The sequence below is a fragment of the Syntrophus sp. (in: bacteria) genome (assembly GCF_040768185.1).
GTDB lineage: Bacteria > Desulfobacterota > Syntrophia > Syntrophales > Syntrophaceae > Syntrophus > Syntrophus buswellii.
In genome coordinates this window covers 20,099-44,375 of record NZ_JAXGNC010000001.1, presented here as the reverse complement: position 1 = coordinate 44,375, position 24,277 = coordinate 20,099, and the positions used below count along the sequence as shown (strand labels likewise).

General features: G+C 59.1%; 23 protein-coding genes and 1 pseudogene. 7 read left to right on the top strand and 17 right to left on the bottom strand.

Annotated elements, in window-relative coordinates:
• Nucleotides 1–21: 21 nt before the first annotated feature.
• On the bottom strand, nt 22–903 hold the full coding sequence (locus AB3175_RS00210) for a bifunctional 5,10-methylenetetrahydrofolate dehydrogenase/5,10-methenyltetrahydrofolate cyclohydrolase (protein ID WP_367358930.1): 882 nt from the start codon (nt 901–903) through the stop codon (nt 22–24).
• A 355-nt stretch (nt 904–1,258) separates the two neighbouring features.
• Between AB3175_RS00210 and AB3175_RS00205 the strand changes: the two genes are divergently transcribed.
• Both AB3175_RS00205 and AB3175_RS00200 read left to right on the top strand, forming a co-directional pair.
• Nucleotides 1,259–2,155, top strand: a complete 897-nt coding sequence (locus AB3175_RS00205; protein ID WP_367358929.1) for a carbohydrate kinase family protein — start codon at nt 1,259–1,261, stop codon at nt 2,153–2,155.
• 207 nt (nt 2,156–2,362) lie between these two features.
• Nucleotides 2,363–3,388, top strand: a complete 1,026-nt coding sequence (locus AB3175_RS00200) for an endonuclease/exonuclease/phosphatase family protein (RefSeq protein ID WP_367358928.1) — start codon at nt 2,363–2,365, stop codon at nt 3,386–3,388.
• A gap of 132 nt (nt 3,389–3,520) precedes the next feature.
• Here the strand turns inward: AB3175_RS00200 and AB3175_RS00195 are convergent, their stop codons facing one another.
• The 7 genes from AB3175_RS00195 to AB3175_RS00165 all read right to left on the bottom strand — a co-directional run bounded on the left by AB3175_RS00195 (nt 3,521) and on the right by AB3175_RS00165 (nt 9,815).
• Complete coding sequence (locus tag AB3175_RS00195) at nt 3,521–4,138, bottom strand: carbonic anhydrase (RefSeq protein ID WP_367358927.1); 618 nt, start codon at nt 4,136–4,138, stop codon at nt 3,521–3,523.
• 50 nt (nt 4,139–4,188) lie between these two features.
• The gene (gene coaE / locus AB3175_RS00190; RefSeq protein WP_367358926.1) at nt 4,189–4,812 is read right to left on the bottom strand and encodes a dephospho-CoA kinase; all 624 of its coding nucleotides are present in this window, start codon (nt 4,810–4,812) and stop codon (nt 4,189–4,191) included.
• Nucleotides 4,813–4,879: 67 nt separating this feature from the next.
• The gene (locus AB3175_RS00185) at nt 4,880–5,182 is read right to left on the bottom strand and encodes a GYD domain-containing protein (RefSeq protein WP_367358925.1); all 303 of its coding nucleotides are present in this window, start codon (nt 5,180–5,182) and stop codon (nt 4,880–4,882) included.
• Between the two features lie 74 nt (nt 5,183–5,256).
• On the bottom strand, nt 5,257–5,721 hold the full coding sequence (grdA, locus tag AB3175_RS00180; protein ID WP_367358924.1) for a glycine/sarcosine/betaine reductase complex selenoprotein A: 465 nt from the start codon (nt 5,719–5,721) through the stop codon (nt 5,257–5,259).
• Between the two features lie 29 nt (nt 5,722–5,750).
• On the bottom strand, nt 5,751–7,199 hold the full coding sequence (gene grdC / locus AB3175_RS00175; protein WP_367358923.1) for a glycine/sarcosine/betaine reductase complex component C subunit beta: 1,449 nt from the start codon (nt 7,197–7,199) through the stop codon (nt 5,751–5,753).
• Between the two features lie 14 nt (nt 7,200–7,213).
• Nucleotides 7,214–8,518: a glycine reductase complex selenoprotein B gene (gene grdB, locus AB3175_RS00170; protein ID WP_367358922.1), complete on the bottom strand. Its 1,305-nt coding sequence runs from the start codon at nt 8,516–8,518 to the stop codon at nt 7,214–7,216.
• Between the two features lie 7 nt (nt 8,519–8,525).
• Entirely contained in the window at nt 8,526–9,815 is a 1,290-nt protein-coding gene (locus AB3175_RS00165) for a glycine/sarcosine/betaine reductase component B subunit (RefSeq protein ID WP_367358921.1), read from the bottom strand.
• Nucleotides 9,816–10,451: 636 nt separating this feature from the next.
• Here AB3175_RS00165 and AB3175_RS00160 point away from each other — a divergent pair.
• The 3 genes from AB3175_RS00160 to AB3175_RS00150 all read left to right on the top strand — a co-directional run bounded on the left by AB3175_RS00160 (nt 10,452) and on the right by AB3175_RS00150 (nt 12,902).
• Complete coding sequence (locus tag AB3175_RS00160; RefSeq protein WP_367358920.1) at nt 10,452–11,354, top strand: lytic murein transglycosylase; 903 nt, start codon at nt 10,452–10,454, stop codon at nt 11,352–11,354.
• A gap of 75 nt (nt 11,355–11,429) precedes the next feature.
• Entirely contained in the window at nt 11,430–12,056 is a 627-nt protein-coding gene (locus tag AB3175_RS00155; RefSeq protein WP_367358919.1) for a hypothetical protein, read from the top strand.
• Between the two features lie 192 nt (nt 12,057–12,248).
• On the top strand, nt 12,249–12,902 hold the full coding sequence (locus AB3175_RS00150; protein ID WP_367358918.1) for a DUF4412 domain-containing protein: 654 nt from the start codon (nt 12,249–12,251) through the stop codon (nt 12,900–12,902).
• A 226-nt stretch (nt 12,903–13,128) separates the two neighbouring features.
• On the opposite strand, the gene AB3175_RS00145 is transcribed toward AB3175_RS00150, so the two are convergent.
• The 3 genes from AB3175_RS00145 to ydiK form a co-directional block, all read right to left on the bottom strand.
• On the bottom strand, nt 13,129–13,992 hold the full coding sequence (locus AB3175_RS00145; RefSeq protein WP_367358917.1) for a prohibitin family protein: 864 nt from the start codon (nt 13,990–13,992) through the stop codon (nt 13,129–13,131).
• Nucleotides 13,993–14,221: 229 nt separating this feature from the next.
• Nucleotides 14,222–16,447 carry an ATP-dependent RecD-like DNA helicase gene (locus AB3175_RS00140; RefSeq protein WP_367358916.1) on the bottom strand — a complete coding sequence of 742 codons (2,226 nt, stop codon included), beginning with the start codon at nt 16,445–16,447 and terminating at the stop codon, nt 14,222–14,224.
• Nucleotides 16,448–16,601: 154 nt separating this feature from the next.
• On the bottom strand, nt 16,602–17,693 hold the full coding sequence (gene ydiK, locus AB3175_RS00135; protein WP_367358915.1) for an AI-2E family transporter YdiK: 1,092 nt from the start codon (nt 17,691–17,693) through the stop codon (nt 16,602–16,604).
• A 286-nt stretch (nt 17,694–17,979) separates the two neighbouring features.
• Between ydiK and AB3175_RS00130 the strand changes: the two genes are divergently transcribed.
• Both AB3175_RS00130 and AB3175_RS00125 read left to right on the top strand, forming a co-directional pair.
• Nucleotides 17,980–18,207 carry a biotin/lipoyl-binding protein gene (locus AB3175_RS00130; protein WP_367358914.1) on the top strand — a complete coding sequence of 76 codons (228 nt, stop codon included), beginning with the start codon at nt 17,980–17,982 and terminating at the stop codon, nt 18,205–18,207.
• Nucleotides 18,204–18,860 (top strand): efflux RND transporter permease subunit, encoded by a 657-nt coding sequence (locus AB3175_RS00125; RefSeq protein WP_367358913.1) that lies wholly within the window; start codon nt 18,204–18,206, stop codon nt 18,858–18,860. The genes AB3175_RS00130 and AB3175_RS00125 overlap by 4 nt, the downstream gene beginning before the upstream one ends.
• A gap of 64 nt (nt 18,861–18,924) precedes the next feature.
• Here AB3175_RS00125 and AB3175_RS00120 read toward each other — a convergent pair whose 3' ends face one another.
• The 6 genes and pseudogenes from AB3175_RS00120 to nrdD (AB3175_RS00095) all read right to left on the bottom strand — a co-directional run.
• The gene (locus AB3175_RS00120; RefSeq protein WP_367358912.1) at nt 18,925–19,602 is read right to left on the bottom strand and encodes an orotidine 5'-phosphate decarboxylase / HUMPS family protein; all 678 of its coding nucleotides are present in this window, start codon (nt 19,600–19,602) and stop codon (nt 18,925–18,927) included.
• Nucleotides 19,603–19,680: 78 nt separating this feature from the next.
• On the bottom strand, nt 19,681–20,304 hold the full coding sequence (locus AB3175_RS00115; RefSeq protein ID WP_367358911.1) for a DUF3334 family protein: 624 nt from the start codon (nt 20,302–20,304) through the stop codon (nt 19,681–19,683).
• A 283-nt stretch (nt 20,305–20,587) separates the two neighbouring features.
• Complete coding sequence (locus AB3175_RS00110; protein ID WP_367358910.1) at nt 20,588–21,232, bottom strand: hypothetical protein; 645 nt, start codon at nt 21,230–21,232, stop codon at nt 20,588–20,590.
• Nucleotides 21,233–21,352: 120 nt separating this feature from the next.
• Nucleotides 21,353–21,952, bottom strand: a complete 600-nt coding sequence (locus AB3175_RS00105; protein ID WP_367358909.1) for a cyclopropane-fatty-acyl-phospholipid synthase family protein — start codon at nt 21,950–21,952, stop codon at nt 21,353–21,355.
• Between the two features lie 140 nt (nt 21,953–22,092).
• Nucleotides 22,093–23,304, bottom strand: a complete 1,212-nt coding sequence (nrdD, locus tag AB3175_RS00100) for an anaerobic ribonucleoside-triphosphate reductase (protein ID WP_367358908.1) — start codon at nt 23,302–23,304, stop codon at nt 22,093–22,095.
• A pseudogene (nrdD, locus tag AB3175_RS00095) lies at nt 23,223–24,176 on the bottom strand (anaerobic ribonucleoside-triphosphate reductase); the annotation flags it as partial. The pseudogene nrdD (AB3175_RS00095) and the gene nrdD (AB3175_RS00100), both read right to left, overlap by 82 nt.
• Between the last annotated feature and the right edge of the window lie 101 nt (nt 24,177–24,277).

The following is a 24,277-nucleotide window of genomic DNA, read 5'->3' as shown; positions in this document are numbered from 1 at the left end:
ACGCCTCCCGCCGCCCTTTTTTTAAAGACCGGCCGCCATCCTGGCCGCTTTGACCGTATTGGCCATCAGCATCGTGATCGTCATCGGGCCGACCCCGCCGGGAACAGGAGTGATCGCTCCCGCCTTCTGCCGCACCGCTTCATAATCCACATCACCGCAAAGCTTCGCCTTACCTTCCGGCGTAAAGCCCAGCCGGTTCACACCCACGTCGATGACGACGGCACCCTGCTTGACCATGTCGACGGTAATGGCCATCGGCCTTCCCACGGCCGCGATGAGAATATCCGCCCGGCGGGTGTGGAAACCGATGTCGCGTGTTCCGGTGTGGCAGACCGTCACCGTGGCATTTGCCCCGTCCCCCTTCTGAAGAAGCATATTGGCAATGGGTTTGCCGACAATATTCGACCGACCCACAACAACGACCTCCGCTCCGTCGATCGGGACGCCCGAACGAAGAAGGAGCTGCTGAATCCCCGCCGGCGTGCAGGGGAGAAAATCCGCCTGTCCGATCATGAGCTTGCCGACGTTGAAGGGATGGAACCCGTCAACATCCTTGCCCGGATCGATGGCGTAAAGGATGTTCTGTTCGCTGATGTGGGGAGGCAGCGGCAGCTGCACCAGGATCCCATGAATCCGGGGATCCCTGTTGTACTGAAGGATCCTCTCAAGCAGCAGGGCTTCCGATATGGTTTCAGGCTGATTGTCCTGGACGGAATGAAAGCCGAGTTCATGGGCCGTTCTCTGTTTTCCCGCCACATAACTCATGGAGGCGGGGTTCTGGCCCACAAGGATAGTGACCAGCCCGGGCACGACCCCCCTTTCCTTTAAGAGGGCGGTCTCCCTCTTCAAATCCACCCGGATCTGCTGGGCGATCTCACTGCCGCGAATGATTTTTGCCGCCATTTCAGCTCCTTCAAATGGATATCGCCATGACGTCGGCGGGATTCCCTGATGATGGATCCCTCGGTCAAAATTCTCCAGAAGCTCAAAAACATTTCATTATTTCACGCGTCCTCCGGAGTGAAACCTGTACCAGTTCACCTTTTCAGAGTCAAGACCTAACTGGTGGAGCGCCTGATTCCACGGGGGGAAACCCCTGTTTCCCAGAATTGAGATTTCTCAGGATCTGATGTAAAGTTCCCGGCAATCCAGAAATTCTATCCTGTTTCGATTTCAGGGGAATTCAAGACGGAAAACAAGGGAGGGTTAAGGCTTTTTTTTCATGACCGCGGAACGGGAAGTATTCCCTTCAGGCCCCATGGTCCTAGGACTCGGGCAGTGCTCCCTGGACTATCTCGGTCGCATCCATGAGTATCCAGTTCCCGATGCCAAATGCGAATTTTCCGGGCTGGTCATCCAGGGTGGCGGACCGGTGGCCACGGCCCTGGCAGCCCTTTCCCGCTGGGGGCTGCGTTGCGTCTTTTCCGGGATGATCGGCGACGACGCCTTCGGGCAGACCATCGAGGCCTCCCTCCGGGAAGAGGGCATCGATACGTCCGAAATGGTGGTTCGGCGGAACGGCGCATCCCAATTCGCCTTCATCGCCGTGGAACCCGATGCCGGACGGCGGACCATCTTCTGGCAGCGCCCCACGGGCCAGCCCCTTCAGCCGGAGGAGGTCCCCCTGGACAAGATCCGCCAGGCCGCCGTGCTCCATACCGACGGCCTCTTCATCGACGCCTCCCTCCTGGCCTGCCGCACCGCACGCCAGGCAGGAGTTCCCGTGGTCGTCGATGCCGGCACCCTCCGGGACGGGATGCTGGAACTCGCCCGGTCGAGCGATTACTTCATCGCCTCGGAAACCTTCGCCCGCCAGCTGGTGGGAAATCGGGACCCCCTGGACGCCTGCGCCCTTCTTCTGGACCAGGGACCCCGCCTGGCCGCCGTCACCCTGGGGGCCGCCGGGTATGCCGCCCTCTGCGACGGGGAGGTGATCCGCAAGCCCGCCTATCCCGTCAACGCCCTGGACACCACAGGCTGCGGCGACGTCTTTCACGCCGGATTCATCTTCGGGCTGGTTCAGTCGTGGGACTATGGTCTGTGCCTCGATTTCGCCGCCTGGGCGGCGGCGCAGGTGAGCCTCGAAATGGGAGGCAGAAGGGGAATCCCCTCATTGTCCGGAATCAGGCGCCAGGGCTATCCCGTGAGCATTTAGGGCCCCGGCAACCCGAATCTCCGGGCACAGAGCGTGCATCGGCTTTCCAGGACAAAGTTCCCATGAATGTCATCTGGAACGAAGGCCTCGAAAGCCCAGAATGCCCTGAACGGCCTTGCTTTTTTTCTTTTAATGATTATTATAGGCAAATTATCTGCTGCAGATAATAGATCCAATCGAAATGGTCATGGAAGGCAGACAAACACCATGGAGAAATTTAAATTCGCCGCCGATTTCATCCAGCAGACCCGACAGCCCGTAACGCGGTTTTTCGGCTTGTCCCCGAAGCCTGCCGCTTCCGGCCCTGATCGGCAGGACTCTTCCATTGAAGTCCCGGCGCCGGGCGCCGGTCTGGGCCTCAACGTCATGAGCTTCAACATCCGCCGCGGAACCAGGAGAGACGGAAGAAACTCCTGGATTCACCGCCGCAGGCTCGTCCATGAAATCCTGCAGGGCTATCGTCCCGATGTTCTCGGCCTCCAGGAGGCATTGGATTTTCAGATGGCGGAAGTCCGTGCCATGCTTCCCGGATACAAATCGATCGGCATCGGCAACCTGGGAGGCAGCCGGGGTCTCCATAATGCCGTTTTCTATGATTCCGAACGGTTTTCCCTCTCCGAGGAGGGGACCTTCTGGTTATCCGGCACCCCTGATCTTCCGGGCTCCCGGGGGTGGGGAAACATTATTCCCCGCATCTGCACCTGGGTCAGGCTGATTGAAAACACCTCTCAGCAGGCTTTCTATTTCTATAACACGCACCTGGATCATCTTTCCCTGCGCTCGCGGAAGAAAAGCGTTCTTCTGCTCACCCAGCGCATCTCCATGCGGAGCTTGCCGGACCCGATTGTGCTGACAGGGGATTTCAATGCCGGAGAGATGAGCATGCCCATCCAGTATTTAAAGGGCAACAAGCCGTTACGAATTAACCTGAGCGTCAAGAAGACCAATCCGGTCCCCTTGATGGATACCTTCCGGCAGCGGCATCCGAAAATCCGCAATGCCGGAACATACCACGGATATAACCGGTATTTCATCCGCCTCAAACTGGATTACATCTTCGTCCCGGCTTCCGCGCGGGTCATAGACGCGGAAATCATCTCCCGGCGCTGGGAGAATTGCTATCCTTCCGATCACTTTCCCCTTCTTGCCCGGGTGGATCTGCCCGTGTCCATGGCTTTCGCGGCTCCTCGCCCCGGCTATCAGGATGCGGTGAGCGCCTGCCCGCCCCACTGACAGGGAGATCAGAATTTGTGAAGCCCTCTTGGATTCTTGACGCCAGATTATCGATGTGTGCGGCGGGATGGTTTCAGGGGGGCTTGAGACTCCCCCCTGAAGTACGTTTCAAAGGCGGGGGTTAAGGCGCGGTCATGACCTCTCCTGCTTCAGGTACCCCTTGGCCAGCGCTTTGTTCACGTGCAGAACCCCCGCATTCATATCCTTCATGGGATAGTCGTCCGTAATGACGGGAAGGGCGTCGGCCTCTTCCTGCGTCTTGACGACGGACCCCGCAGGCACATATCGCCCATCAGCCACGCGGACCCCCATGAGCAGGACTCCCGGTTCAATGACGCAACGGCTGCCGACGTAAGATTTGAAGACAAGCGACTTCATTCCAACGAACGTGTCATCCATAATCACCGCCGGTCCGTGAACATGAACCTGGTGAGCCAGGGATACGCGATGCCCTACATAGACGGCATACTTTTTCCCGTTCACTTCAACGAGATTCTTTTCGACGGGCTTGCCGTCCAGCTCTGTTTCCAGGGCATGGATGATGACCCCGTCCTGGACGTTTGAATCGTTGCCCACGTGAAGAGGCTGGCCTTCATCGCCGCGGACGGACGCCCCGGGGGATACCATGACATTGTCTCCGATGATGACATTCCCGATCACAGCCGCAAGGGGATGAACAAAGGCGGAGGAACCGATCACCGGTTCGACGGCCCTGGCGGAAAAGTCCGTAACCACGTTTTTCCCTATCATTACTCTACCTCCAGATTTTTTATGAAATTCTTTCCCCCGCACCAGGAATGTCAAGCCGGTTTCCTCTTCCGCCGCTCCTTCTCCAGAAGCCGGGGCCAGATGTCATCAATGAATGTCCTGGTCTGTTCCATCGTTCCCGAATTGTCCACGAGGATGTCGGCAAAGGGGATCTTATCCTCAATGGGCATCTGTGAACGGACCCGCTGAAGCGCCTCCTCGCGGGAATACCCGTTTCTCAGGATGAGACGGCGAATCTGCTCATCCCGCGGGATATAGACCAGCATCACCAGATCCACCCGACCCTGCATCCCCAATTCGACGAGCAGGGGGATGTCGGCAATGACGATGGCATCGGGACGGTTCGCCCTGATGGCCGCCATCCTGCTCTGCCACGCATCGAATACGGCCGGATGCACGAGTTCGTTGAGTTTGTCCAGTTTACGACGGTCCGCAAAAACGATGGCTCCCAGTCGAGCCCGGTCCAGGGTTCGATCGGCCCTCAGGACCTCCGGTCCGAAACAGTCGACAATGTTACGCCACGCCGGCTGATCCGGCTCTTCAACCTCGTGGGCAAGGCGGTCGAAGTCAATGAGGAAGGCCCCCTTTTCCTCGAGCATGCGGCCCACCGTGGATTTTCCGCAGGCGATTCCGCCCGTCAACCCGACATTCAGCATGGCCCCCTTTACCACAGGGGAGCGTTTCCGGGCAACAAAAAACCTGTTCCCTGCCAGGGAGCGGCCCTTACGTTTTCAGGTTTGCGACCAGGGACTCAAAACGGTCCCACTGCGTGGCGATCCACGTCTCTGTTGTCGCATGGCCGAAGGAGCGGACAATCAGGGCCACCTTGGTTGCCGCATCGGCATCGGGCGCTTCGAAGATGTCCAGGTAGTCGCATGAGCCGAGAACGGCGTAATTGGCAACCCACTTCACGTCCGGGCATTCGGCTTTGATGCGGGCTGCCACCCGGTCATTGAGCTCCGTCAAGGACTGCGGCCTGGCGACGGCCTCAGGCGACAGCCTGGTCATCATGATGTACGTACCCATCGTTTTTCTCCTTTCTTCAACGCGATCCTGTTAAGATGCTGACCAGAAAAATCCGCGTTCTCCGGGGCCACCTCTCAGGCCGTTTCCAGCCTTCCCCTGATTTCCCGGAAGATTCTGCCGATTTCCTCCGTATCGGCCACCAGCTCCAGAAATCCCGCCTGCTCTTCGTAGATTTCCGCAGGGATGGCCGATTTTACTTCCGGTTCGAGGATGTGATACACGGGGAGCCTCAACGAGACTCCGGCCAGCGGACCTGCGAAGCTCGGATCTCCGAAGGTTACGGTTTCCGCCGTAACGGAAGCCACTTCCGGATCGGCGGCCCCGATGACCACCACCAGATCCTGCGCTCCCAGATCGTCCACGAGTTTCTTGATCGTAGACTGCTTCTCCATGTCCACTGCGCCTGCCGATGTTCAGACGAAGCACTCCGTCGCGGTCAGAACGATCTCCGCCCCGGCCGCCTTCATGCATGCCGCGATGGCAGGGCCCGGCACTCCGTCCCTGTCCCCGAAAATAATGGCCTTTTTTCCTTTAAACATGCCTTGATCCTTTCCTGCCCGAGGCAACATCACTTCCTTCTCCCAGGGTTCCTCTCCAGAAGAAAGGAAAGTCCGTCAGAAAGCTGGGTCATCCTTCCCAGGAAGAGGCTCCCCCGGGCGATAAACATGGCGTTGTTCAGTTCCCCCCTCCGGATGCCGTCCATGGCATGCCCCAGAAAGGGGACCGCCGCCGGAATGTGCCCCTGCGTGGGGGCGAATCCCGGCATGCCATGCTCACGAACGAACCGGTCGATCTCCTGCCGGGCGATTTCCTTCCTCAGGACCGCCAGGGCGCCGATCATCCGGTAATTGGCCAGAGGGACGTTACCGCTTCCCCCGGAAACGGTGACTTCGGGGTTCTGCAGCTCTACGGCGTACTTGTCGATATCGGTGACCTTCAATCCCACCCGGTCCAGGGGCTTCAGAACCAGGGATTCCAGGATATTCTGCTGGGACGAACCGGAGCCGATATCATGTTTGCCGACGGCATCCAGGCGGACCACCGGACTCTGCCCGTCATCTCCGGTCACCAGAAAGGCTATCCCCCCGAGCACATCCTCCAGGATGGGCATTCCCCTCGCGACATGCCCCTGAAATTTCATGCCCAGCTTGGCTAAGGAACCGCCTCCCACAACCGCCACCCTCTCATAGAGGCCGGCCTTCACCAGGCCGGAGGCGAACAGCAGGGCATAGAGAGGACCGGTACAGAAGGCCTTGACATCGCAGCCGGTAGACGCCACGCAGCCGCACATCTCGCCGATGGCCTTGGCCAGCCCACCGCCTCCCCGGTTGTACCGGTCCCCTACGGCTTCTTCGGAACAGTTGAGGAGAAGATCGATCCCGTCCCCCCCGATGTCCGCACTTCGCAGGAGATTCTTCAGAGCGAGAGCACCGGAAGCCTTGGCCAGAAGGTTTTCCATCAAAACGTGGGCCTTGAGGTTGTCGTCCCGGTCGTGATGCCGGTTGACGCATCCGACCCTCCGTCCGCCATGGAAGAGGGGAAGCGACCCGGAATGCTCGATCAGCCCATCCACCCTCCCCGGATCAACCCCCTGGCCGATTCTGCCCGGATCCGCGCCCCTCCAGAAAGGATGGGATTCGAGGAGCCCTTGCAGCACAGGTGCAGAATCCTTCTCGATCTCCACCAGGCCGAAGTCGTCAGCGAGCTTTATCATTCCCAGAAGCAGCTCTTCCGGGTAAATCTCGCCATAGGGGCCCCGTCGCGGGGCTGGGAACACGGGATGGTCGTACCAGGGCTGCCCGATGCCGTGCAGGTCATCGGGCTTGAGATTTCCGATGAAGACCTGGTTGGGGGGATAGGCCACGACCTCCTCAAAACCGCGCAGATGCCCTTCGATGGCGGACAACACAAGCGCCGGACGGTCGGCGATTTCGCGGCTGGGTTTCGATCCGTAGCGGACGAAGCCCGGCGCGTGTGCCAGAATGCAGGAAAAGGCGTCAATGACGGGATCGGGCATCGTGGCCCTCCTGTTCAGAACACGGTCTGGCCTTCGATTTTCGTTTCCAGCGCCTGCAGGGCCTTCTCCACAAGCGCCCTTCGGAGGCTCTTTTCCTCGGTTTTCGATTTGCAGGGGTCGCCGAGGGGGTGGGGAATGGCGACGGCGGGAACGATCCGGTTTGCCCCCACCGTCCGGGAAATGGGAACGATGGTGCAGATATGGACGGCCGGTATCCCCGCTCTCTCCATCTCCTTTGCCATCGTTGCCCCGCAACGCGTGCAGGTTCCTCAGGTGGAGGTAATCAGAACGGCCCCAACGCCACTCCGGATCAGATCCCGGGCGATCTCCCGGGCAAACTGTCCGCACCTGGCTACGGACGTGCCGTTCCCCACGGTGGCATAGTAAAAGGGATGGAGTTTCCCGATCCGCCCTTCCCTCTCAAGGTCTCTTGCCGCATCGAGGGGCAGCACCCGGTTCGGATCAGCGTTGGCATAGGTGGGATCGTATCCGCCGTGGGCGGTTTCATGGGATTCCGGCGTCATTTCGGAAAGCGCGCCGATGTCGTATTTTCCGTACCGGGTCGCACTGGAGGCTTCAATGCAGTCCGGATTCCCCCTGGGAACGATCCCGCCGCTGGTGACCAAAGCCAGGGTGACCCGGCTCATCCTGTCGACCGGCGGCAGAAGCGGCACCCGGTCGAATGCGGGAAGGGGGTATTCTGTTGCGAAAGGCTCCCCTTTCATTTTCTGCAGGAGCATCTTCACGGCCCGGACGGCTCCGGTTTCTGCTGAAAAGGTGTTCCGGCGGATGCCCCGGGGAAGGTACCCCTCCTCTTCCGGAAACCCGACGGGCTCGCCCCGGAGGAGTTTTCCCGCCAGGCGGCTCATTTTCTCGGCCGCCTCTCTCATACCGGCCGTGGTACCCCGGGTCTCCACGATAAAAACCGACCTGCGGGACAATTCCGCCCCGGGGTTTTCGGGATACATCCCGGTCACGGCGGGAATTCCCAGCCTGTCGACGACGGCGTTGCAGACCGAGCCGCAGGCGATCCCATAGCGTCCCGCATTGAATGCCGGGCCGGCCAGGACCAGATCCGGCCGAAAGCCCTCCATCAGGGCCAGAACCCTTTCCGTCGCCTCCTCGAGGTGCTCGCTGAAGTAATTATCCCCGCAGATGACCGTCGCCACCATCTCGACCTCCGGCCCGAAAAGCTCGGCAAAGAGATTCCCGGGCCCCACGGGGCCGCTTCTGACGACGGGTTCCATGCCGGCCTTTTCTTCCCCGCCGATGCCGCCGAAAAATTGATTGAGATAGACAACCGCTTTCCATGGTCCCATGGCGCCCCTATCCTCCACGTGCGTACAGAACTTCGAAACCCAGTTCATTCGTGGCGCCCAAGAGCGCCTGCAGTTCGACCCCGAGCCCCCCCGCCCGGGCAAGGCTGCCGGACTGCCCTCCCGCCAGTTTTTCCGCCACCCGGATATCGCCGAGCACCCGCTCCATGGGCGGAAGAGTAATCCGCTCATTGGCATTGCCCACACTCACAATGGCATCCGCGTGGGGCGTCACATCCGCCAGGGACTGAGAGGCTCCGTCGCTGCCAGCAAATTCGTCGGATATCAGGACGGTCCGGATTCCCCTCTCCTCCAGGCCGGCGCAGATCATCATGGCATCGGCATCGGGATTTCCGAAGCCCTCCTTGGAGACGACGGCCCCCCGGGCGCCCAGCATCTCCACGAGCTTGACGGCATATTCAGCCGATCGGACCTTATCGCGAAGCGTCACGTTGGCATTGGTCACAACCGTTCCCAGGAAGCGCAGATCGGTTCCATCCCGCCGCAGCAGTTCCGAGATGACCGGGTTGTTCTGATGGTGATAGGTGGTGTTCTTATCACAGGCGGAAACGCAGTTTCCGCTCACGATGGCCCCGTCCATGGACTCGGTGGGCAGCAGGAGCGTGGGCAGAAGGCTCTTTACATCGCGCCCGTACAGGTAGGTGTCGTGGAGCAGTCCCTGGCTCAGAAGCATGCAGACATAGGCGACATCGGGAAGACCGGCGTCGCGCCGGACGGGAGTCGGAAACCGGGGCCATTCGAACCGCTCAACCGACTCGGGAACGGCGCTTCGGCAGGCCTCTCCCAGATAAGCGGCGGCGCGCAATCCGGCCAGCCTCAGGGCTTCCTCGTGCTGATGCGGGGAAATTCCAGGCAGAACGTCAATGCCCAGAACGATGTTGAGGAGGCGGGAAAAAGAACTGTACCGCGCCCCCGGGCCGCTCATGTCGATCAGCCCCTCCTGAAATCCCACGACCTGCCCCGCGGTTACGACGGCGCACCCCTTCAGCACATGGGTCCGTCCCGTTCCAACGGTCTCCACGCCCGAAATCAGGCCGGGAAAGATTCCTCCCCTTCCTTCGATCTTGACGCGGGGTTCGATGACATCCTTGACGGGAAGAATGCGCACACTTTCTCCGGGCCTTGCCAGATCGGCCCTGACGGAAGCGATGCGGAAGTCGTTCCCCCTTGTTTCTTCGATGAGCTCTTCGCGGTGGATGTGCAGGGCCTTGCCGTCGATTGCGGTCTTTCGTCCCCAGTCGATTTCCTCTACAGGTATGATGCCCAGTTCGAGAAGCATGACGGGTTCTCCTTCTCTGTGTCCGGGTGCGGATGGGGAAATTTTCGGATCCGCCCTGTGCAGGCACGTTTTCCCCGCCGTCCATCGAAGGGATGCTTCCTGCAGGGACGTCGCACAAGGCCGGTTTCAGAATAAATTACAGAGCCCTCCCTGTCAAGCATGAAAGAATTCCCCCTTTCCCCGCAGATTTCGGCCCGTTGTCGGAGGGCCGGCAGGCCCCGGAAATCGTCGCCGGCTGGACCCTCTGCACCAGGCTTCCGGAAAGGGCGGTTTTGTGCCGGGAGCGAAGGCGTTTCTCTCTCTCGACCGGGAAGCTTCTTTTTCGGGAGTGCGAGGCTTTCTCGTGCTGCTGGAAACCTCGGAAACAGCCAGCGAAAAAGGATGTGGTATGACGATTGCTTCTTCAGGAATGGCAGTTCTCGGGCAAGCTCCTTTTCGCCTGCCCTGTGTGCCTGAGCCCCAGGGGCTCTTTGGACTTCAGCCGCCGCGACCCGATGGCAGAATCCTTTCAAGAACGACCGGATTACCCTTTGACAGCCCATCGCCTGCCATGCCATGATAAGGCATCAGCCGCCGCACGGCAGAGCCGGTTTCTTGAATTTTTATGATCTTCCGGCCGGTTACAGGAGATTTTCCATGAATAGAACCTTATCGGTGATCGAAACATTCCGCCTCATCACGATTTCCCTGATCTTCTTTTTTGCCGCTTTCGGCCAGGCCTGCGCCGATGTAGCGCCCAAAGCCTTCTTCGATGAGCTGCAGAGGCGCCTTATCGCCGACGGCTTCGACGGCAAGCGCATCCGGGAACTCTATCGGAGCGAGGAGATCTCCTTTGAAACCCGGGGCGTCGCAGCCTACTTTCAGCACAACGAAGCCAGGCTGGACTACGGGAAGTTTACAGCACGGCCCGCCCTGATTGACGATGCCCGCAGCTACATGAACGAACACGCCGTAACCCTGTCCGCGGCAAGAGAAAAGTTCGGCGTCGATCCCGGGATCATCACGGCCATCATCCTGGTGGAAACCAACCTGGGCCGCAGCCTGGGAAGCCGCCCGATCATCAGCACCCTGTCGACCATGGCCTCTCTGTCGGAGCCGGCGCCCCGGGAATACCTCTACGGGCGGCTCAGTGAAGGCAGACGCTTCGACCCGGGCAAATACAATTCCCGGGCTGACAGAAAATCCCGCTGGGCCTATAAAGAGCTTAAAGCCTTTCTGATCTATACCGAACGCCACGAGGTCGATCCCCTCACCGTGGTCGGGTCCTATGCCGGTGCGCTGGGCATCGCCCAGTTTATGCCAAGCAACATTCTGCACTATGGCCGGGACGGCAACGGCGACGGCCGCATCGATCTATTCCACGACGCCGATGCCATCTTCAGCATTGCAAATTACCTGAAACAATTCGGCTGGAAGCGGAATCTCAGCCATGACCAGGCCTTCAGGATCATCTACCAGTACAATCACAGCCGCCAGTACGTAAACGCCATCCTGAAAATCAGCGATCTGCTGGCCCTTCAGGAGTCCGCCCCTTCGTGACCTTCGTGCACAATGCTGACGCCGGGGCGTTCTTTATGATAAACTGGCTGCATGAAGTCTCGAGGGAGGATGGCCATGCCGGATTTGCTTTTTCTTCTGATGATTTGTTTCGGGCTGTCGAGCCTGGTTTTCCTGATTCTGGCTTTTGCGGCCATAGGGAAAAGGAAGTTCATCGGCTCGGCAGGCGTCTTGATGGTCGCACTCCTCTGCCTTGCCCTTACCGCCTTGCTCGGAACGATCACCGTGGCCACAAAAGGTTACCTGGCTCTCACTCATGAAGAAACGGCGGCCGTGGTCAGAGTCGAACCCCTCGAAGGAAAGGTGTTTCTGGCGCATTTTGAATTTCCCGACGGGAAGAAGGCTTCTTTCCGGCTGGCAGGCGACGCGATCTATGTCGATGCGCATGTCCTCAAATGGAAGCCCTGGGCCAACGTGCTTGGTCTTCACGCCAGTTATGAACTGGACCGCGTTGCGGGCCGCTACCGGGACATTGACGAAGAGGTCAACGCGTTGCGCACGGTGTTTCTACTTTCCGAAAAAAAGCCGCTTAACATGTTTCACCTGAGAAAGAACTATCGGTTTCTTGAGCCGCTCCTTGATGCCGAGTACGGCTCCGCCGTGTTTGTCGACGTGACAGGGCCCTCGCAATTTGAAATCAAAGTTTCCACAACAGGGCTTTTAGCCAGACCATCCGGATCTTGAGCGTGCTGAACAGGGAAAAGGCATCCATCCGCAGGCGGCAATCCGGTCTGCGGGGAACGGGTTGTGCAGGCACCTCTCCAGATCCCGGGAAAAAGCCGATGTCATCCGGTCTTTGACATCAGGGCGGTCCGTGGTGCATAATGCGCCCTGTTGTTTCCGGAATTCCACATTATTCTTTCAGGAGGTGTTCAAGTGAAAAAAGCATTGATCGCAGTCGTGATGGCCCTGTGTGTATCCTTCTTTGCCGTGGGCTGCAGCAAGGAGAAGGAGCAGGGGAAAGCGGAGCCGGCAGTCGAAAAGGAGATGAAAGCCGCCGCCGCTCAGGAATTGTCGGCAACGGTGGTGAGCACCGCCGCCGGCCGGACCATGTCGATGAAAGTCTACATGAAGCCGGACAAATACCGTTCCGATGATGAATCGACGGGCACATCCACCATCGTGAGAAAGGACCTCAACAAGGTCTGGACGATCATCAAACCGCAAAGCGTATTCATGGAGATGCAGGGCGTAACGGAGGAACAGAGTAAAGCGGCCGATCTTGAGGTCAAGGGGGAAGTCAGCCGAAAGGCGGTCGGCAGTGAAACGATCGGCGGCCATCCCTCAACAAAATACGAAGTGACCGCAAAGGTCGGCAACGAAACCGTGACAACCCACATGTGGTGGGCGACGGACATCAACTTCCCCGTGAAGACCGCCGCAGTGGACGGCAGCTGGTCCATGGAATACCGGGACATCAACATCGGCAAGCAGCCGGACAGCCTTTTCGAAGTGCCCGAAGGGTATACAAAGATGTCAATTCCTGGAATGCCCGGCGGACATGCGGAAGGCAAAATTCCGAAGATGTAGGGGAATCGCCCTCTGATCTCGATGCCGGCATCCCGCATTCCTCGTTCTCCACACGGAAATGATGGTGGTGCATCTCAGCCGCAGGGACATCAGGGGAAGGTGAACGGATCCCGTGATCCGTTCACCTTCCCCTGCTTTTTTCCTGAACGGAGAACGAGAAAAAGCGCATCGTCAAAGCCCCTTGAGACCCGCCACGGGTTGCCCACAAAAGCAGGTAGAGCCTTCATTATTCTTTCTTTTTGGAAATATCGGCCAGCCCGATCATCGGAATCGCTCCGCTGCCCGTTACCTGGGGAAGTATTCCGTTCCACTTTTCGATCGCCTTCATGTTGGCTTCGATTCTCCGCAGCTCTATCAGGTCCGGGGAGATGTTCGCCTTCTGCAATTTCAGTGACTCCGCTTCCGCCGTGGCCGCGGTGATCTTCTGCTCCGCCTCGATTTTTATCCTGTCAAGATCCCTTCTCGCTTTCAACGCGAGCTGCTCCGCCGTCTGCTTGGCTTCAATGGCCTCGGTGAACACCGGCGAAAAGCTGAACACCACGATCGAAAAGGCGTCAACGGCAATGTTGTTGGCCATCAGCCTTTCCGTTAAAGCCAGCCTCATCGCCTCGCTGACGGACGGCCTCTTGGTGATAAGCTCTTCCGCCGTATAATTTGCCGTCACGGCCTTGACCACCTCCTGGATGGCGGGGTCGATGATGCGCTCCTTGAACTGTACCCCCAGCTTCTGATAGACAATATTGGCCTTCTCTGGAACGATATGGTAATTCAAGGCCACCCGGGAAGTGACATCCTGAAGGTCTTTCGAGGCGGCCGCAGCCTCCGTCTCAGCCTTTTGAACCTTGACATCCACCAGCACGATCTCCTGCATCACCGGTATCCTGGGATGGAGCCCTTCGTTCAGGACACTCTTCTGCACGGCGCCGAAGTTCAGAACAACCCCTCTCTGCCCGGGACCGACCTGGGTCCAGGGCCGGAAAAATACGAGGATGAACAGGATAATCAACACAATCGCCAACCAGGCCGGCGGCACATTTTTCTTTATGGTGCGGATCGCCTCCCTTGTCTTGTCGGCTTGACTTTCGTACATGCTTTTTACCTCCTTAATTGTTGAAGACCGGCGTTAACGGGCCGTTGCCAGGCTTTCCGGCGCAGAAACGGCGTTTGCCCCGGGAATGGCGTCCCGGCAGTCTCTATGTGAATTTCGGCATGGCCCGATTCTTTATAGAGCTAACCGATCCGGACACACATGTCAAGTGTTGGGGCGGAACTCCGCTTCCGAGCTACGGTCCCGGCCTGCAGGTTGATGCCATCGCCCTTCAGGCCGTCTGCAGGCGTTGGCCCAGGAGGGAAAAGCGCCTCTGGGTTTTGTTGTTGCGAACGGCGATGGCCAGCGCTTTTTTCGTTCCCACGATGACAACGAGTTTTTTCCCCCGCGTCACCGCCGTATAGAGAAGGTTCCGCTGGAGGAGCATGTAATGCTGCATGAGCAGAGGCAGCACCACGGCGGGATACTCCGCTCCCTGGGACTTGTGCACCGATACGGCATAGGACAGGACGATCTCCTCCAGATCCCCGTAATCGTAGATGACCTCTCGCCCGTCAAAAGTCAGGGTAGCCTCCTGCAGCTCATTGTCCAGGCGGCTGATCCGGCCGATATCGCCGTTGAAAACCTCCCGGTCGTAGTTGTTGCGGATCTGCATCACCTTGTCCCCTTCACGGTAAAGCCTCCCGCCCCGCTGGAGCTCTTCCCCTCCGGGGTTGAGCGCCTTCTGCAGGACGCTGTTGAGATTTGCGGCGCCTGCCAGCCCTTTGCGCATCGGGGTGAGCACCTGGATGTCCTCCAGGGGATCCAGACCGAAGCGCTGGGGAATGCGTTCCGACACGAGGCGGACAATGAGATCGACCACTCTTTCCGGATCCTCCTGCTCGACGAAATAGAAATCGCCCAGCAGCCCCCGGGAAGATTGAAGGCGGGGGGACTCCCCCCGATTGATCCGGTGCGCATTGAGGACAATCGAGCTTTCCCGGGCCTGGCGGAAGATCTCCTGAAGTTCGGCCACCGGCACGCGGCCCGATCTCATGACGTCCGTCAGGACGCTCCCCGCCCCCACGGAAGGCAGCTGGTCTCCATCCCCCACCAGGATAAAGACCGCCGACGGAGGAAGGGCCTTCAGGAGATGGTGCATCAGGATCAGGTCGACCATGGAGGCTTCATCCACGATGAGCACCTGGCAGTCCAGGGGTGACGTCTCGTCCCTTGAAAAGCCCCTCTTCTGCGGGCTGTATTCCAGCAGGCGATGGATCGTTTTCGCCTCCCGGCCCGTCGCCTCGCTCATCCTCTTGGCGGCACGGCCCGTGGGAGCCGCCAGCAGGATCTTCGCCCTGCAGGCGGCGAAAATGCGGAGGATGGCGTTGATGATCGTCGTCTTCCCCGTTCCCGGCCCGCCGGTGATGACCGTCGCCTTGTGCGACACGGCGGCGCTGACCGCTTCGAGCTGATGTTCCGTCAGCCGGGGAGAGCCTTTTTCCGGCACGGAGGTCAGCGCCGGCCCGGCATCGATGGCCCGGAGCGTCGAGGGGGTCTGCAGCAGCGTTTTCAGCCGCGAAGCGGCCTGTGTTTCCGCCAGGTGATACCCGGCCAGATAAACGATCCGATCCCTGCAAATCTCCGGCGGGGCCCCGGGAAAAGCCGCTCCGTCCTCGATGACGATCTGCCGCTGCTCTGCCGCCGCATCCAGGGCCGCGGCGATGATCTCCGGATCGATCTCCAGGATTTCCCTGCACTTTCGTATCAGCGGTTCAGCGGGATAGAGGACATGACCTTCATCGGCCAGTTCATGAAGGACAAAGAGAATCCCCGCTTCCGCCCGAAGCCGCGAATCGCGCGCAAAGCCCATCTTCTCTGCGATCCGGTCGGCGGTGAGAAAGCCGATCCCGAAGATGTCCGTGGCCAGGCGATAGGGGTTCTTCTGAAGGATTGAAACGGCGGCATGGCCGTACTGACGGAAAATCCGTGACGCATAGGCGCCGCTGACTCCATGGGACTGGAGGAAGAGCAGAACGGCCCGGATCTCCCGCTGCTCCTCCCAGGCCTTGCGGATCATCGCCAGCCGCTTTTCGCCGATGCCCTCCACCTCCAGGAGACGGGAGCTTTCGGATTCAACAACCTCCAGGGTGCCTTCGCCGAAGGCCTCCACCATCCGCCTGGCCATCACGGGTCCGATCCCCTTGATCAGTCCCGAGCCCAGGTATTTCTCGATACCGTAGGCCGTTGCCGGAATGGAAGATTCGCAGGACAAGACACGGAACTGTTCACCAAACCGGGGATGATTTGTCCACTCCCCTTTCATCCTGACCTTTTCGCCTGGTGCGGGGCTGATCATGCCTCCAACCACCGTCACCGGCTCCCGGCGGCCCGGCACCTTGACGCGGGCCACGGTATATCCGCTGTCTTCATTAACGAAGGTCACACGCTCTATGTGCCCCTCCAGGTCAACCAGCGAGCCCGCCCCCCGATATTTCCCGCCTGCCCTGTCCGTCATGTGCTCATTGCCGTTGCGGGTCCCTTGCGACGCTCACCGGAAGGGCATCCGTCCGGAGGCGCTCCGGAAACTGAGGGCCCCGGATCCCGCAGCCGGCGGAATTCCGGACCCGGCAGAAAAAGGGGAATATTTCCGGCAGAGAATACCACCGCTTCTAACGATCCTCCCTTGACGGAACCTCTTCCCGATCCGATGCCGCTTCCGTATCGCCCGTCCACAAATCGAGCAGCCTGAAGGTCACCGAAAGCACCACCGGACCGATAAACAGCCCGACAATGCCGAAGGAGGCCAGACCTCCGATGACGCCGGCAAAGATCAGGACCAGGGGCAGATTGGCGCCCTTCCGGATGAGAATCGGCCGGATGAAATTGTCCAGGGTGCTTGCCAGCACCGTCACGACGAGCAAAACGGTCCCCCAGACGTTCGAGCCGCCCCAGTAAAGCCAGATGACCGAGGGAACAAGGACGAGACTGGGGCCAAGCTGGGCGATGCAGAGCATGAACATCACCGCGATCAAAATCGGGGCAGCCGGCACCCCGGTAACGACCAGGCCGATTCCTCCGAACAGCGTTTGCACCAGGGCCGTGCCGACGACGCCCAGGGCAACGCCCCGGATGGTTTTAGCCGCCAGTTCGGCCACCTCCCTGCCGCGGGCGCCGCCCAGCCGGCACGCAAAGCGAAGGACGCGCGCGGCGGCCTCCTCTCCGCCGGCGTAGAGGATCGCGGAAATGATCACGGTGAGGAGAAACTGAAGCGCGATGATCCCGATGCTTCCCGCCTGGGACAGGAACCACGTCAACACCTTGCCGGCGTAGGGCGCCAGGCGCGCCGTCAGCCCCTCCTGCCCGGTTCTGACGCTTTCCCAGGCGGCGGCGAGCTTCGGGCCAACGACGGGAATCCCGCTCAGCCAGCCGGGCAGGGACGGCAGCGCCTGCGTCGAGACGGATTCCACAAGCTCGGCGATTCTGTCCGCGTTGTCGATGATGGCGACGATGGCGAGGGTGAAGGGGAGGATGAACAGGATCAGCATGGCGATGGTCATGGCCGTTACGGCGAGGCCCCTCCTGTTCCAGAGCCAGCCTTCCACTTTCAGCATGAACGGCCAGGTGGCCACAACGATCATCAACGCCCAGATGATCGACAGCAGAAAAGGCCTCAGGATCCAGAAGCACGCGGCAATCAGGATTCCAATCCACAGAATCTGCAGGGTGATCCGGGTCAGGTCCGGCGCTTCCGGTCTAGGCATGGTCATGATACTCCTCTTTTCTGCCCGGCATAAGAATGTCCCGGACGGGATCTCTCAACGCTTCGCGTCGATCATTCTGCCATGGTTCAATCCGAAATTCTACCGCTTTTGCTCTTCCCTTTTCGAGCCCTTTTCATCGGCGTTTTGCCGGCCAAATAACCGGAACTCATGAGGAATCAGTTTTTGACCTTTAGCTGAAGATTGATCCTTATGCCTCGTATTTTTTCCGTATAACCCGGTCCCGGATCAATGGCTCTCTCAACAGGCGGGTCTACAGGAAAGCGCATTGGTCAAGGCAGGACAGATCCTCTTCGAAATGGACCCCAAGCCCTTTCAGGTCAAGCTCGACCAGGCAAAGGCCGCCCTCGCCAGGCAGGAGGCGGCGCTGAACGTCGCCCAATCCAATCTTGCCCGCGTCAAGCCCCTTACCGCGCTCAACGCCCTTTCGCAGCGGGATCTCCATGACGCGTGGGGGAATGGCATGGAAACGACTGGTTCATCACGGAGGGTTTGAAGGCCGGGGAACGCGTCGTCGTCGAAGGGGGATTGTCGCTGCAGAAAAAATCGTCGAATATCCTGATGATCCTCGCCCTCTGCAACCAGGACGGACGCTACAGCCCCGAATACGTGGACAATTACGCCAACGTCTATGTACTCGACGCCGTCAGGCGGATCAACGGAGCCGGTCAGGCGACGTTCTTCGGAGTCGCGGACCAAACCATGTGCATCGTGCTTCTCAGGCACGAGGAAAAGCCGCAGCGCGGATTCTTCGCCTGGTTCAACCGCCGGATCGACCGGATCACCCTGGCCTTCGGCCATGCCGTAACCCTGATCATCAAGCGGATGGTCCCGGCTTTTGTGCTGCTTGCCTTTTTTCTCTGGAGCCTGGTCCAGTTGTTCCTGACCATCCCCGCCGGCTTCGTTACCAACGAGGATCAGGGATGCGTCATGGCGGCCATGGAATATACCCGTCTGGCCCAGTTGCAGTACGATGGGGGCTACGTCCCTTATTCCACCGTTCTCCAGGCGCAGGAACAGTTATTCCCCGCAGAGCTCAATTATGCGCTGTATCGCACGGCGCTGCTCACCTCGCTGGTCGATATCTACAAGGCCATGGGTGGTGGCTGGGTGACGCTGGCGGACCGGATGACCGCCGGCGGAAGCTGAATGTTTTCGAGGATTCGGAAGGAGAGAAAGGTCCGCCCCTGATTGGGACACGGACCGCCCTGCGCTACTGCATTTCTTTGTATATCCGCGTTATGGCGTCCATCAGATTTTCGGCCGTCGTGATGGGACGGCCGATGACGACATAATCGGCATCGAGGCGCAGCGCTTCCCGGATGGAGGATATCCGGACCTGGTCATGCCGCTCCCTGTACCAGGCCGGCCGGACCCCCGTGCAGATCTTCTTCAGTGGATTATCCTGGATCAATGTCATGTCCTTCACGGACCCCACGATGTACTCGTAGTTGTTCATCAGGGCGATGTCCGAGAAGGCCCGGACAATTTCCTCATGGGCCTTGTCATAAATCCATTTAATTTCCAGGTTGGTGAAGGAGGTAAGGGCCGTAACTCCGGCAATGTACTTCAAAAGCCCCGTATTTTTCGGACGGTAGTTCGATGAGCAGTGAATGGTGACGATGTTCGCCCCCGAGTTGACGAGTTTTGAGATGCTGTTCTCCATGGTCGATGGAATGTCATGAAGCTTGACATCCACCATGACCCCCAGCTTGAATTCATCCCTCAGGGACGTCATGATTTTAGCCACGTCGCCGCTGTAAAGCATATCATTGATCTTGATGCCCCAGATCATCCCCTTTTCGCGCGCCTGAGAAAGCGTGGAAAGGGCTCCCCCCTCTCTTGCCGCGTTGAAGGTCATGCCATCCAATGCCACAATGATCCCCGTCATGAACCCCTCCTTCCCTGCAATCGTGTTCCCCGGTTTATGTCCAAAAAATGACAGGCTCCCGCATCCGGAACAAACCGGTTACGAGCCGCCTGCTCCATGGGCCAGCATCTCTTCGATGTTTGGAATCTCCGCTTTCTGAAAGTCAAAAAGGGAATAGAACTTGATTTCCGGCAGGGCGACCTCAAGGTAAAAGCGGTTGCCGTTGACCGTCTTGAAGGAAATCTGCCGCAGCTGCTGTCTTTCGATTCCCATTTCAATGGCGATCTGCACCGACTCGTTGACCACCAGCATTTTCGGCTGATTCTGATTCACAAAAATGCCTGTTCTGCCCTCCAGGTCGAATCGGAATTTTCCGACGCATTGATTCAGCAACTCTCCAAGACTGCTGGCCACTTCGTCGGTGGTATGGTTCCGCGCCAGGTCATCCTCCGGCATGCCCATTCCGATCATGTAATTCCGGTAGATCTCCAAGGCGGCCTCCCTGGTGAAATTGATGATGATCAACCCGGAAAAGTCGCCCTGGAACAGGACAAAACAGCCGATGTCAGGCTTCAGGCAGGTGTTTTCAAGCTCCTTGACCATGGGCGAGATTGAAACGGCGCTTCTTGTCGTACTGGAAAGAACCGACTGCACGGAGCTGCAGAGAATCTTGACCACGTCGTCCGTAGAAATCACGTTTGCCTCGAGGGGCTGTGTCTCCATGATGATGTATCCTCCATAAAGAGTGGCTTATCAACCGATATCGGTTTTCTGTCGAATCCGATGAAATGAGAGGCGCACACAGGCCCATGGCGATGCCTTCCCCCGTGGTCTTCCTCTTGATCGGGGTGGGCGGGACGATGCCGGCCTTTTGCCGTTGCGGGAGCCCTTGTTCCCGCTGCCGGGGAGCCGTATGATTTCATAGCCTTCGATAACGGCTATGCATGTTTCATGCAATGGGTCAACTCAGGATGAAACGGGAAGAAAAAAGTCTTCCAAGAGCCTTTCAAAAATGATAGCTCACCCCTGCGCCCATGGCATTGGAAGCGCCATGGACCCCGTGAAAAAGGCCGAATACCCCGGAACGGTGATGAATGCGCCACACCAGGCTCCACCTGGGCAGATCGGGCAGGCCAATGGAAACCTCAATCAGGAGATAATTCAGGAACGCCGAGGTCTTCTCATGGCGCAATGCCTCAATTTCCGGCGTCTCTGTCGCCAGCGAAAGCCCCTCCCCCACGGCCAGGCTCGTGCCGAGATGGCGATCCCAGGGGAACCTGTTCCATCGGGCGATGAGAAGACCGTTGAATTCAAGATGGTGCTGCCCTCCGAAGTGCTTGACGACCTGAGCCTCCCCTTCAAAATCCAGATTCTCCCCCATGGAGCCGATTTTCCTGTTGAGGGCAACGGCCACGAATTTGTAGCTGCTGTCGAAGTCCGGATCGAAGAACATTTCGTGAAGCTCGCTGTGCGCCTGTACCGCCCCGTATGCCGTGACGGTCCAGTCTCTTGCCTCCGCCGCCTGCCAGTAAGCGGGGAAAAAAATGACGGCGGCACTGCTGATGACACCGATCCGTTTCCACATCTTACGGAAGAACGGCGGATTCAGAACACGGTCCGGCCGATGCGGGAAGGCGGACGGTTTCCACATCCGGATGCCTGCCGAAGCTTCTGTTAATAGCAACGTTAAGAAGATGACTGCCGTCCTCATCGGTTCCACCTCTCTTTTTTCCGGTCCCTCATCATGCGGATGTCTTTGCGCTCCTGAAATTCATTCCCAAGGGGGTTCGCCCCCTGCTGAACGCCCGCCGGGAAGGGAGTCGGGAATCCGGTAGATATAAATCGGATCGTTGTGGAGTTTGGAGTCGGCGTGGAGAACGGACAGGGGTTTCCATCCCGGGATGGGAAAATTGAAGGAAATCACCCTTGAACCGTGGGCCAGTTCCCCGGCAAGCTTTTTCTCCAGGCGCGGCATCACATCGGGAAAGAGGTAACAGGACACGACATCCGCCTTCCCGAGATCGACTTTCCAGAAGTTGCGGTAGAAGATTTTGATTCCTTTTCTCCCCGCCGTTAAGGCCGTCGCCTTGAGAAAGGCCAGGGGATTGATTTCGTATCCGTGGCAGATCACCCCGTAGCGTCTCCTGGCCTCCCGCAGGGTTCTGCCGTCTCCGCAGCCAAGATCGACAAAAAGCCCGCCGGGCTTCATGGACACGGCATCAAGGGCCCTGCGGATCTTCACCCGCGCCGTTGACACATACATGGCCCCCTGGGTGACCGGATGGACCGCGACGATGGCAAGGGCATGCACCAGCTTCAGGACGGCCGCCGTCCCCAAAATCGTAAAGGTCATGATCAGCCATGTCGGCATAGCCTGTCTCCTGGTTCCGTTTGCCGCATCAGGGGCGGATCATTTCAACGGGGCTTCCCGTCACCCGTCTCTTTTCCCGAAATGCGGGGGTCTCTGCTCCCGTGATCTTCTCAGGGGGCTGATGCGTGCCTGCCTCACCTTCAAAAGCCCGAACTGCAGCGAAAGCAGTCTTTCAATTCCGCCAGTTTACCCTTGTTCCACCCGGAGATGTGGCTGTAATACCGAGTAATCCGGGCCAGGCTCCGGACGGCTGTCCCTTCGCAGAAGGGGCACGCATCCCGGATTCCCCGCACCGTCCGCCGGCAGTCGGGGCACGTTGTGAATTCCGACGAGAGCACAACTCCGGCACTCCGGGTTTCAAAAAACACCTGCCCGATAAAGGAGGCCAGGTCCTCTTTCGAAGGCCTTCTCTCCTCCAGCCTCAGGTTGGTCAGCGCCGAGCCTTCGAGAAAGGAATGAAAGAGTCCCTCCTGCCGGACGCGCTCCAGGGGCCGCACCTTCGCTGATACATCGAGATGGGTGGAATTGGTATAGTACAGCCCCCCCCGGACCACATCGCCGCGAATGTGGCGGCCCGCCGGGGGAGAGAAATAGCGGAGATCCAGGCGGGCAAATCGATAGGCGGTCGTCTCCGCGGGGGACTGCTCCAGGATCAGCCTCAGGCCGTGTTTCCGGCTCAACCGGTCGACCTCCTTCTTCATGTGCCCGACGATTTTCAGCCCCAGCTTCAAGGCGGCAGAGGACTCGTGAAGGTGCTTTCCGCACGAGATCCGGACCAGTTCATTGAGACCCACCATGCCCACGAGATAAGCCATCCGATCGGGACGCAGATAGGGATGGCCGTCCCGGTTCATGGTCATCAGGGACAATGGGCCGGAGTCCCCGTGGCTCAGCAGCTCCTCGATAAAGGCTTTCTTCTGGAGGTGAGCCTTGACGGCCAGCTCCAGCTGGGCCGACAGCATTTTCAAAAGACGGCGGGCATCCCCGTCGGCCCGGTATCCCAGCCGGGGCAGATTCAGAGAGATGTTCTGCATGGAGGCGTTCCGCATCCGTTCCGGATTCTCCACATCGTCCGAATACGAGGGGGATCGCCCCAGCGGAAGAGAGCCGCATTCCGAAAGCCTCAGGAGGCCGCCCCGGTCAAAAACGAGAAAGGGACTTCCCTTGTCGGCGGACGTTTCACAGAGATGTTCGAGAAAGTCGCGGCATCCGGGAGTCTGGAAAAGGCCTCCGAAAGATGAACGATCGGCCGCGGAAAAACGAAAGGCTGTCCGGCGGCATCCCCCTCCCGGAAGACATCGCACAGGGACCACAGGAAGCGTTGCGCTTCGGGAAGATAGTCTCCGTAGCATTTCCCGGTCCTTTTCCCCCCCGGCCCCAGGGCCGGCGCATCGGCAAGATACTCCGGCACGTCCCAGGAGAGATGGATGTCGGTGAAGATGGATTGCCCCCCTGTCGCCGAAGCCAGCTGGGCGAATTCGTAAACGAACATCTGGGCGAGCTGCCGGATCGCTTCCTCCGTCATCCCCACCAGATAAGGGGCGAAGAAGAAATTCACTCCATGCCAGGCCACGACGCCGGAAAAATGGCCCTGCAGAATCGCCGCGTAGCGCACCATGTGGGCCAGCAGCACATCACCGTGGCGCGCGGGGCCGGCGACATTGACGGAGTGCGGCAGATCCATTCCGAATTTCTTGACGTACTCCAGGGATGAACAGATGCTGTAGGGGCGGTCGATATAGCCCAGGGAATGGATGTGGAGATCCCCCGCCGCATGGGCGTCACCCACGTCCCGTGAAAACACCTCATGAAGACCGTAGGCCCGCTTGATCCCTTCCGCCAGGATCAGATTGGTCGCCTCCGGATTGTGGGGAAGGTTGGCGTTTCCCCGGTGGGGATGGAGAATCAGCTGGCCGACGTCATAAAGGGGAAACCCCAGGCGGGCATGCTTTCCCCGGGCGTGCTCCAGCCCCCGCTCGATCAGTTTTGCGTCCACCAATTCGCGGATGAGCGTTGAGGTGAGCAGGCTGATTCCGGAATTCATGAGCTGCTTCTCCACTTCGCGGCTCACCGCATCCGCCGTGCCGTCATCGATGTCCGTTTCCCGGATCAGGGCATCGACGATCCGCTGCCGGTTCCATCGGACGATCTCCTCATCCGATGTGCGTACGAAAAGGGTCAGATCCGTCGTATCGCGGCCACCCTTCGTCTCCGATTTTTCCACACCCAACCACCCCCTCTCAGGGAAATATTCTCCGGCCCTTTACCCTATCCCCGCCCAAAGATCAAACGACAATATAGAGGCACATTTAATGCAAAACAGGA

What these genes read in the sequence shown, in the direction of transcription:
- AB3175_RS00210 (WP_367358930.1), bottom strand. Translation starts at nt 903, where the DNA reads ATGGCGGCAAAAATCATTCGCGGCAGTGAGATCGCCCAGCAGATCCGG.
- AB3175_RS00205 (WP_367358929.1), top strand. Translation starts at nt 1,259, where the DNA reads ATGGTCCTAGGACTCGGGCAGTGCTCCCTGGACTATCTCGGTCGCATC.
- AB3175_RS00200 (WP_367358928.1), top strand. Translation starts at nt 2,363, where the DNA reads ATGGAGAAATTTAAATTCGCCGCCGATTTCATCCAGCAGACCCGACAG.
- AB3175_RS00195 (WP_367358927.1), bottom strand. Translation starts at nt 4,138, where the DNA reads ATGATAGGGAAAAACGTGGTTACGGACTTTTCCGCCAGGGCCGTCGAA.
- coaE (WP_367358926.1), bottom strand. Translation starts at nt 4,812, where the DNA reads ATGCTGAATGTCGGGTTGACGGGCGGAATCGCCTGCGGAAAATCCACG.
- AB3175_RS00185 (WP_367358925.1), bottom strand. Translation starts at nt 5,182, where the DNA reads ATGGGTACGTACATCATGATGACCAGGCTGTCGCCTGAGGCCGTCGCC.
- grdC (WP_367358923.1), bottom strand. Translation starts at nt 7,199, where the DNA reads ATGCCCGATCCCGTCATTGACGCCTTTTCCTGCATTCTGGCACACGCG.
- AB3175_RS00165 (WP_367358921.1), bottom strand. Translation starts at nt 9,815, where the DNA reads ATGCTTCTCGAACTGGGCATCATACCTGTAGAGGAAATCGACTGGGGA.
- AB3175_RS00160 (WP_367358920.1), top strand. Translation starts at nt 10,452, where the DNA reads ATGAATAGAACCTTATCGGTGATCGAAACATTCCGCCTCATCACGATT.
- AB3175_RS00155 (WP_367358919.1), top strand. Translation starts at nt 11,430, where the DNA reads ATGCCGGATTTGCTTTTTCTTCTGATGATTTGTTTCGGGCTGTCGAGC.
- AB3175_RS00145 (WP_367358917.1), bottom strand. Translation starts at nt 13,992, where the DNA reads ATGTACGAAAGTCAAGCCGACAAGACAAGGGAGGCGATCCGCACCATA.
- AB3175_RS00140 (WP_367358916.1), bottom strand. Translation starts at nt 16,447, where the DNA reads ATGACGGACAGGGCAGGCGGGAAATATCGGGGGGCGGGCTCGCTGGTT.
- ydiK (WP_367358915.1), bottom strand. Translation starts at nt 17,693, where the DNA reads ATGCCTAGACCGGAAGCGCCGGACCTGACCCGGATCACCCTGCAGATT.
- AB3175_RS00120 (WP_367358912.1), bottom strand. Translation starts at nt 19,602, where the DNA reads ATGACGGGGATCATTGTGGCATTGGATGGCATGACCTTCAACGCGGCA.
- AB3175_RS00115 (WP_367358911.1), bottom strand. Translation starts at nt 20,304, where the DNA reads ATGGAGACACAGCCCCTCGAGGCAAACGTGATTTCTACGGACGACGTG.
- AB3175_RS00110 (WP_367358910.1), bottom strand. Translation starts at nt 21,232, where the DNA reads ATGTGGAAACCGTCCGCCTTCCCGCATCGGCCGGACCGTGTTCTGAAT.
- AB3175_RS00105 (WP_367358909.1), bottom strand. Translation starts at nt 21,952, where the DNA reads ATGCCGACATGGCTGATCATGACCTTTACGATTTTGGGGACGGCGGCC.
- nrdD (WP_367358908.1), bottom strand. Translation starts at nt 23,304, where the DNA reads ATGCTACGGAGACTATCTTCCCGAAGCGCAACGCTTCCTGTGGTCCCT.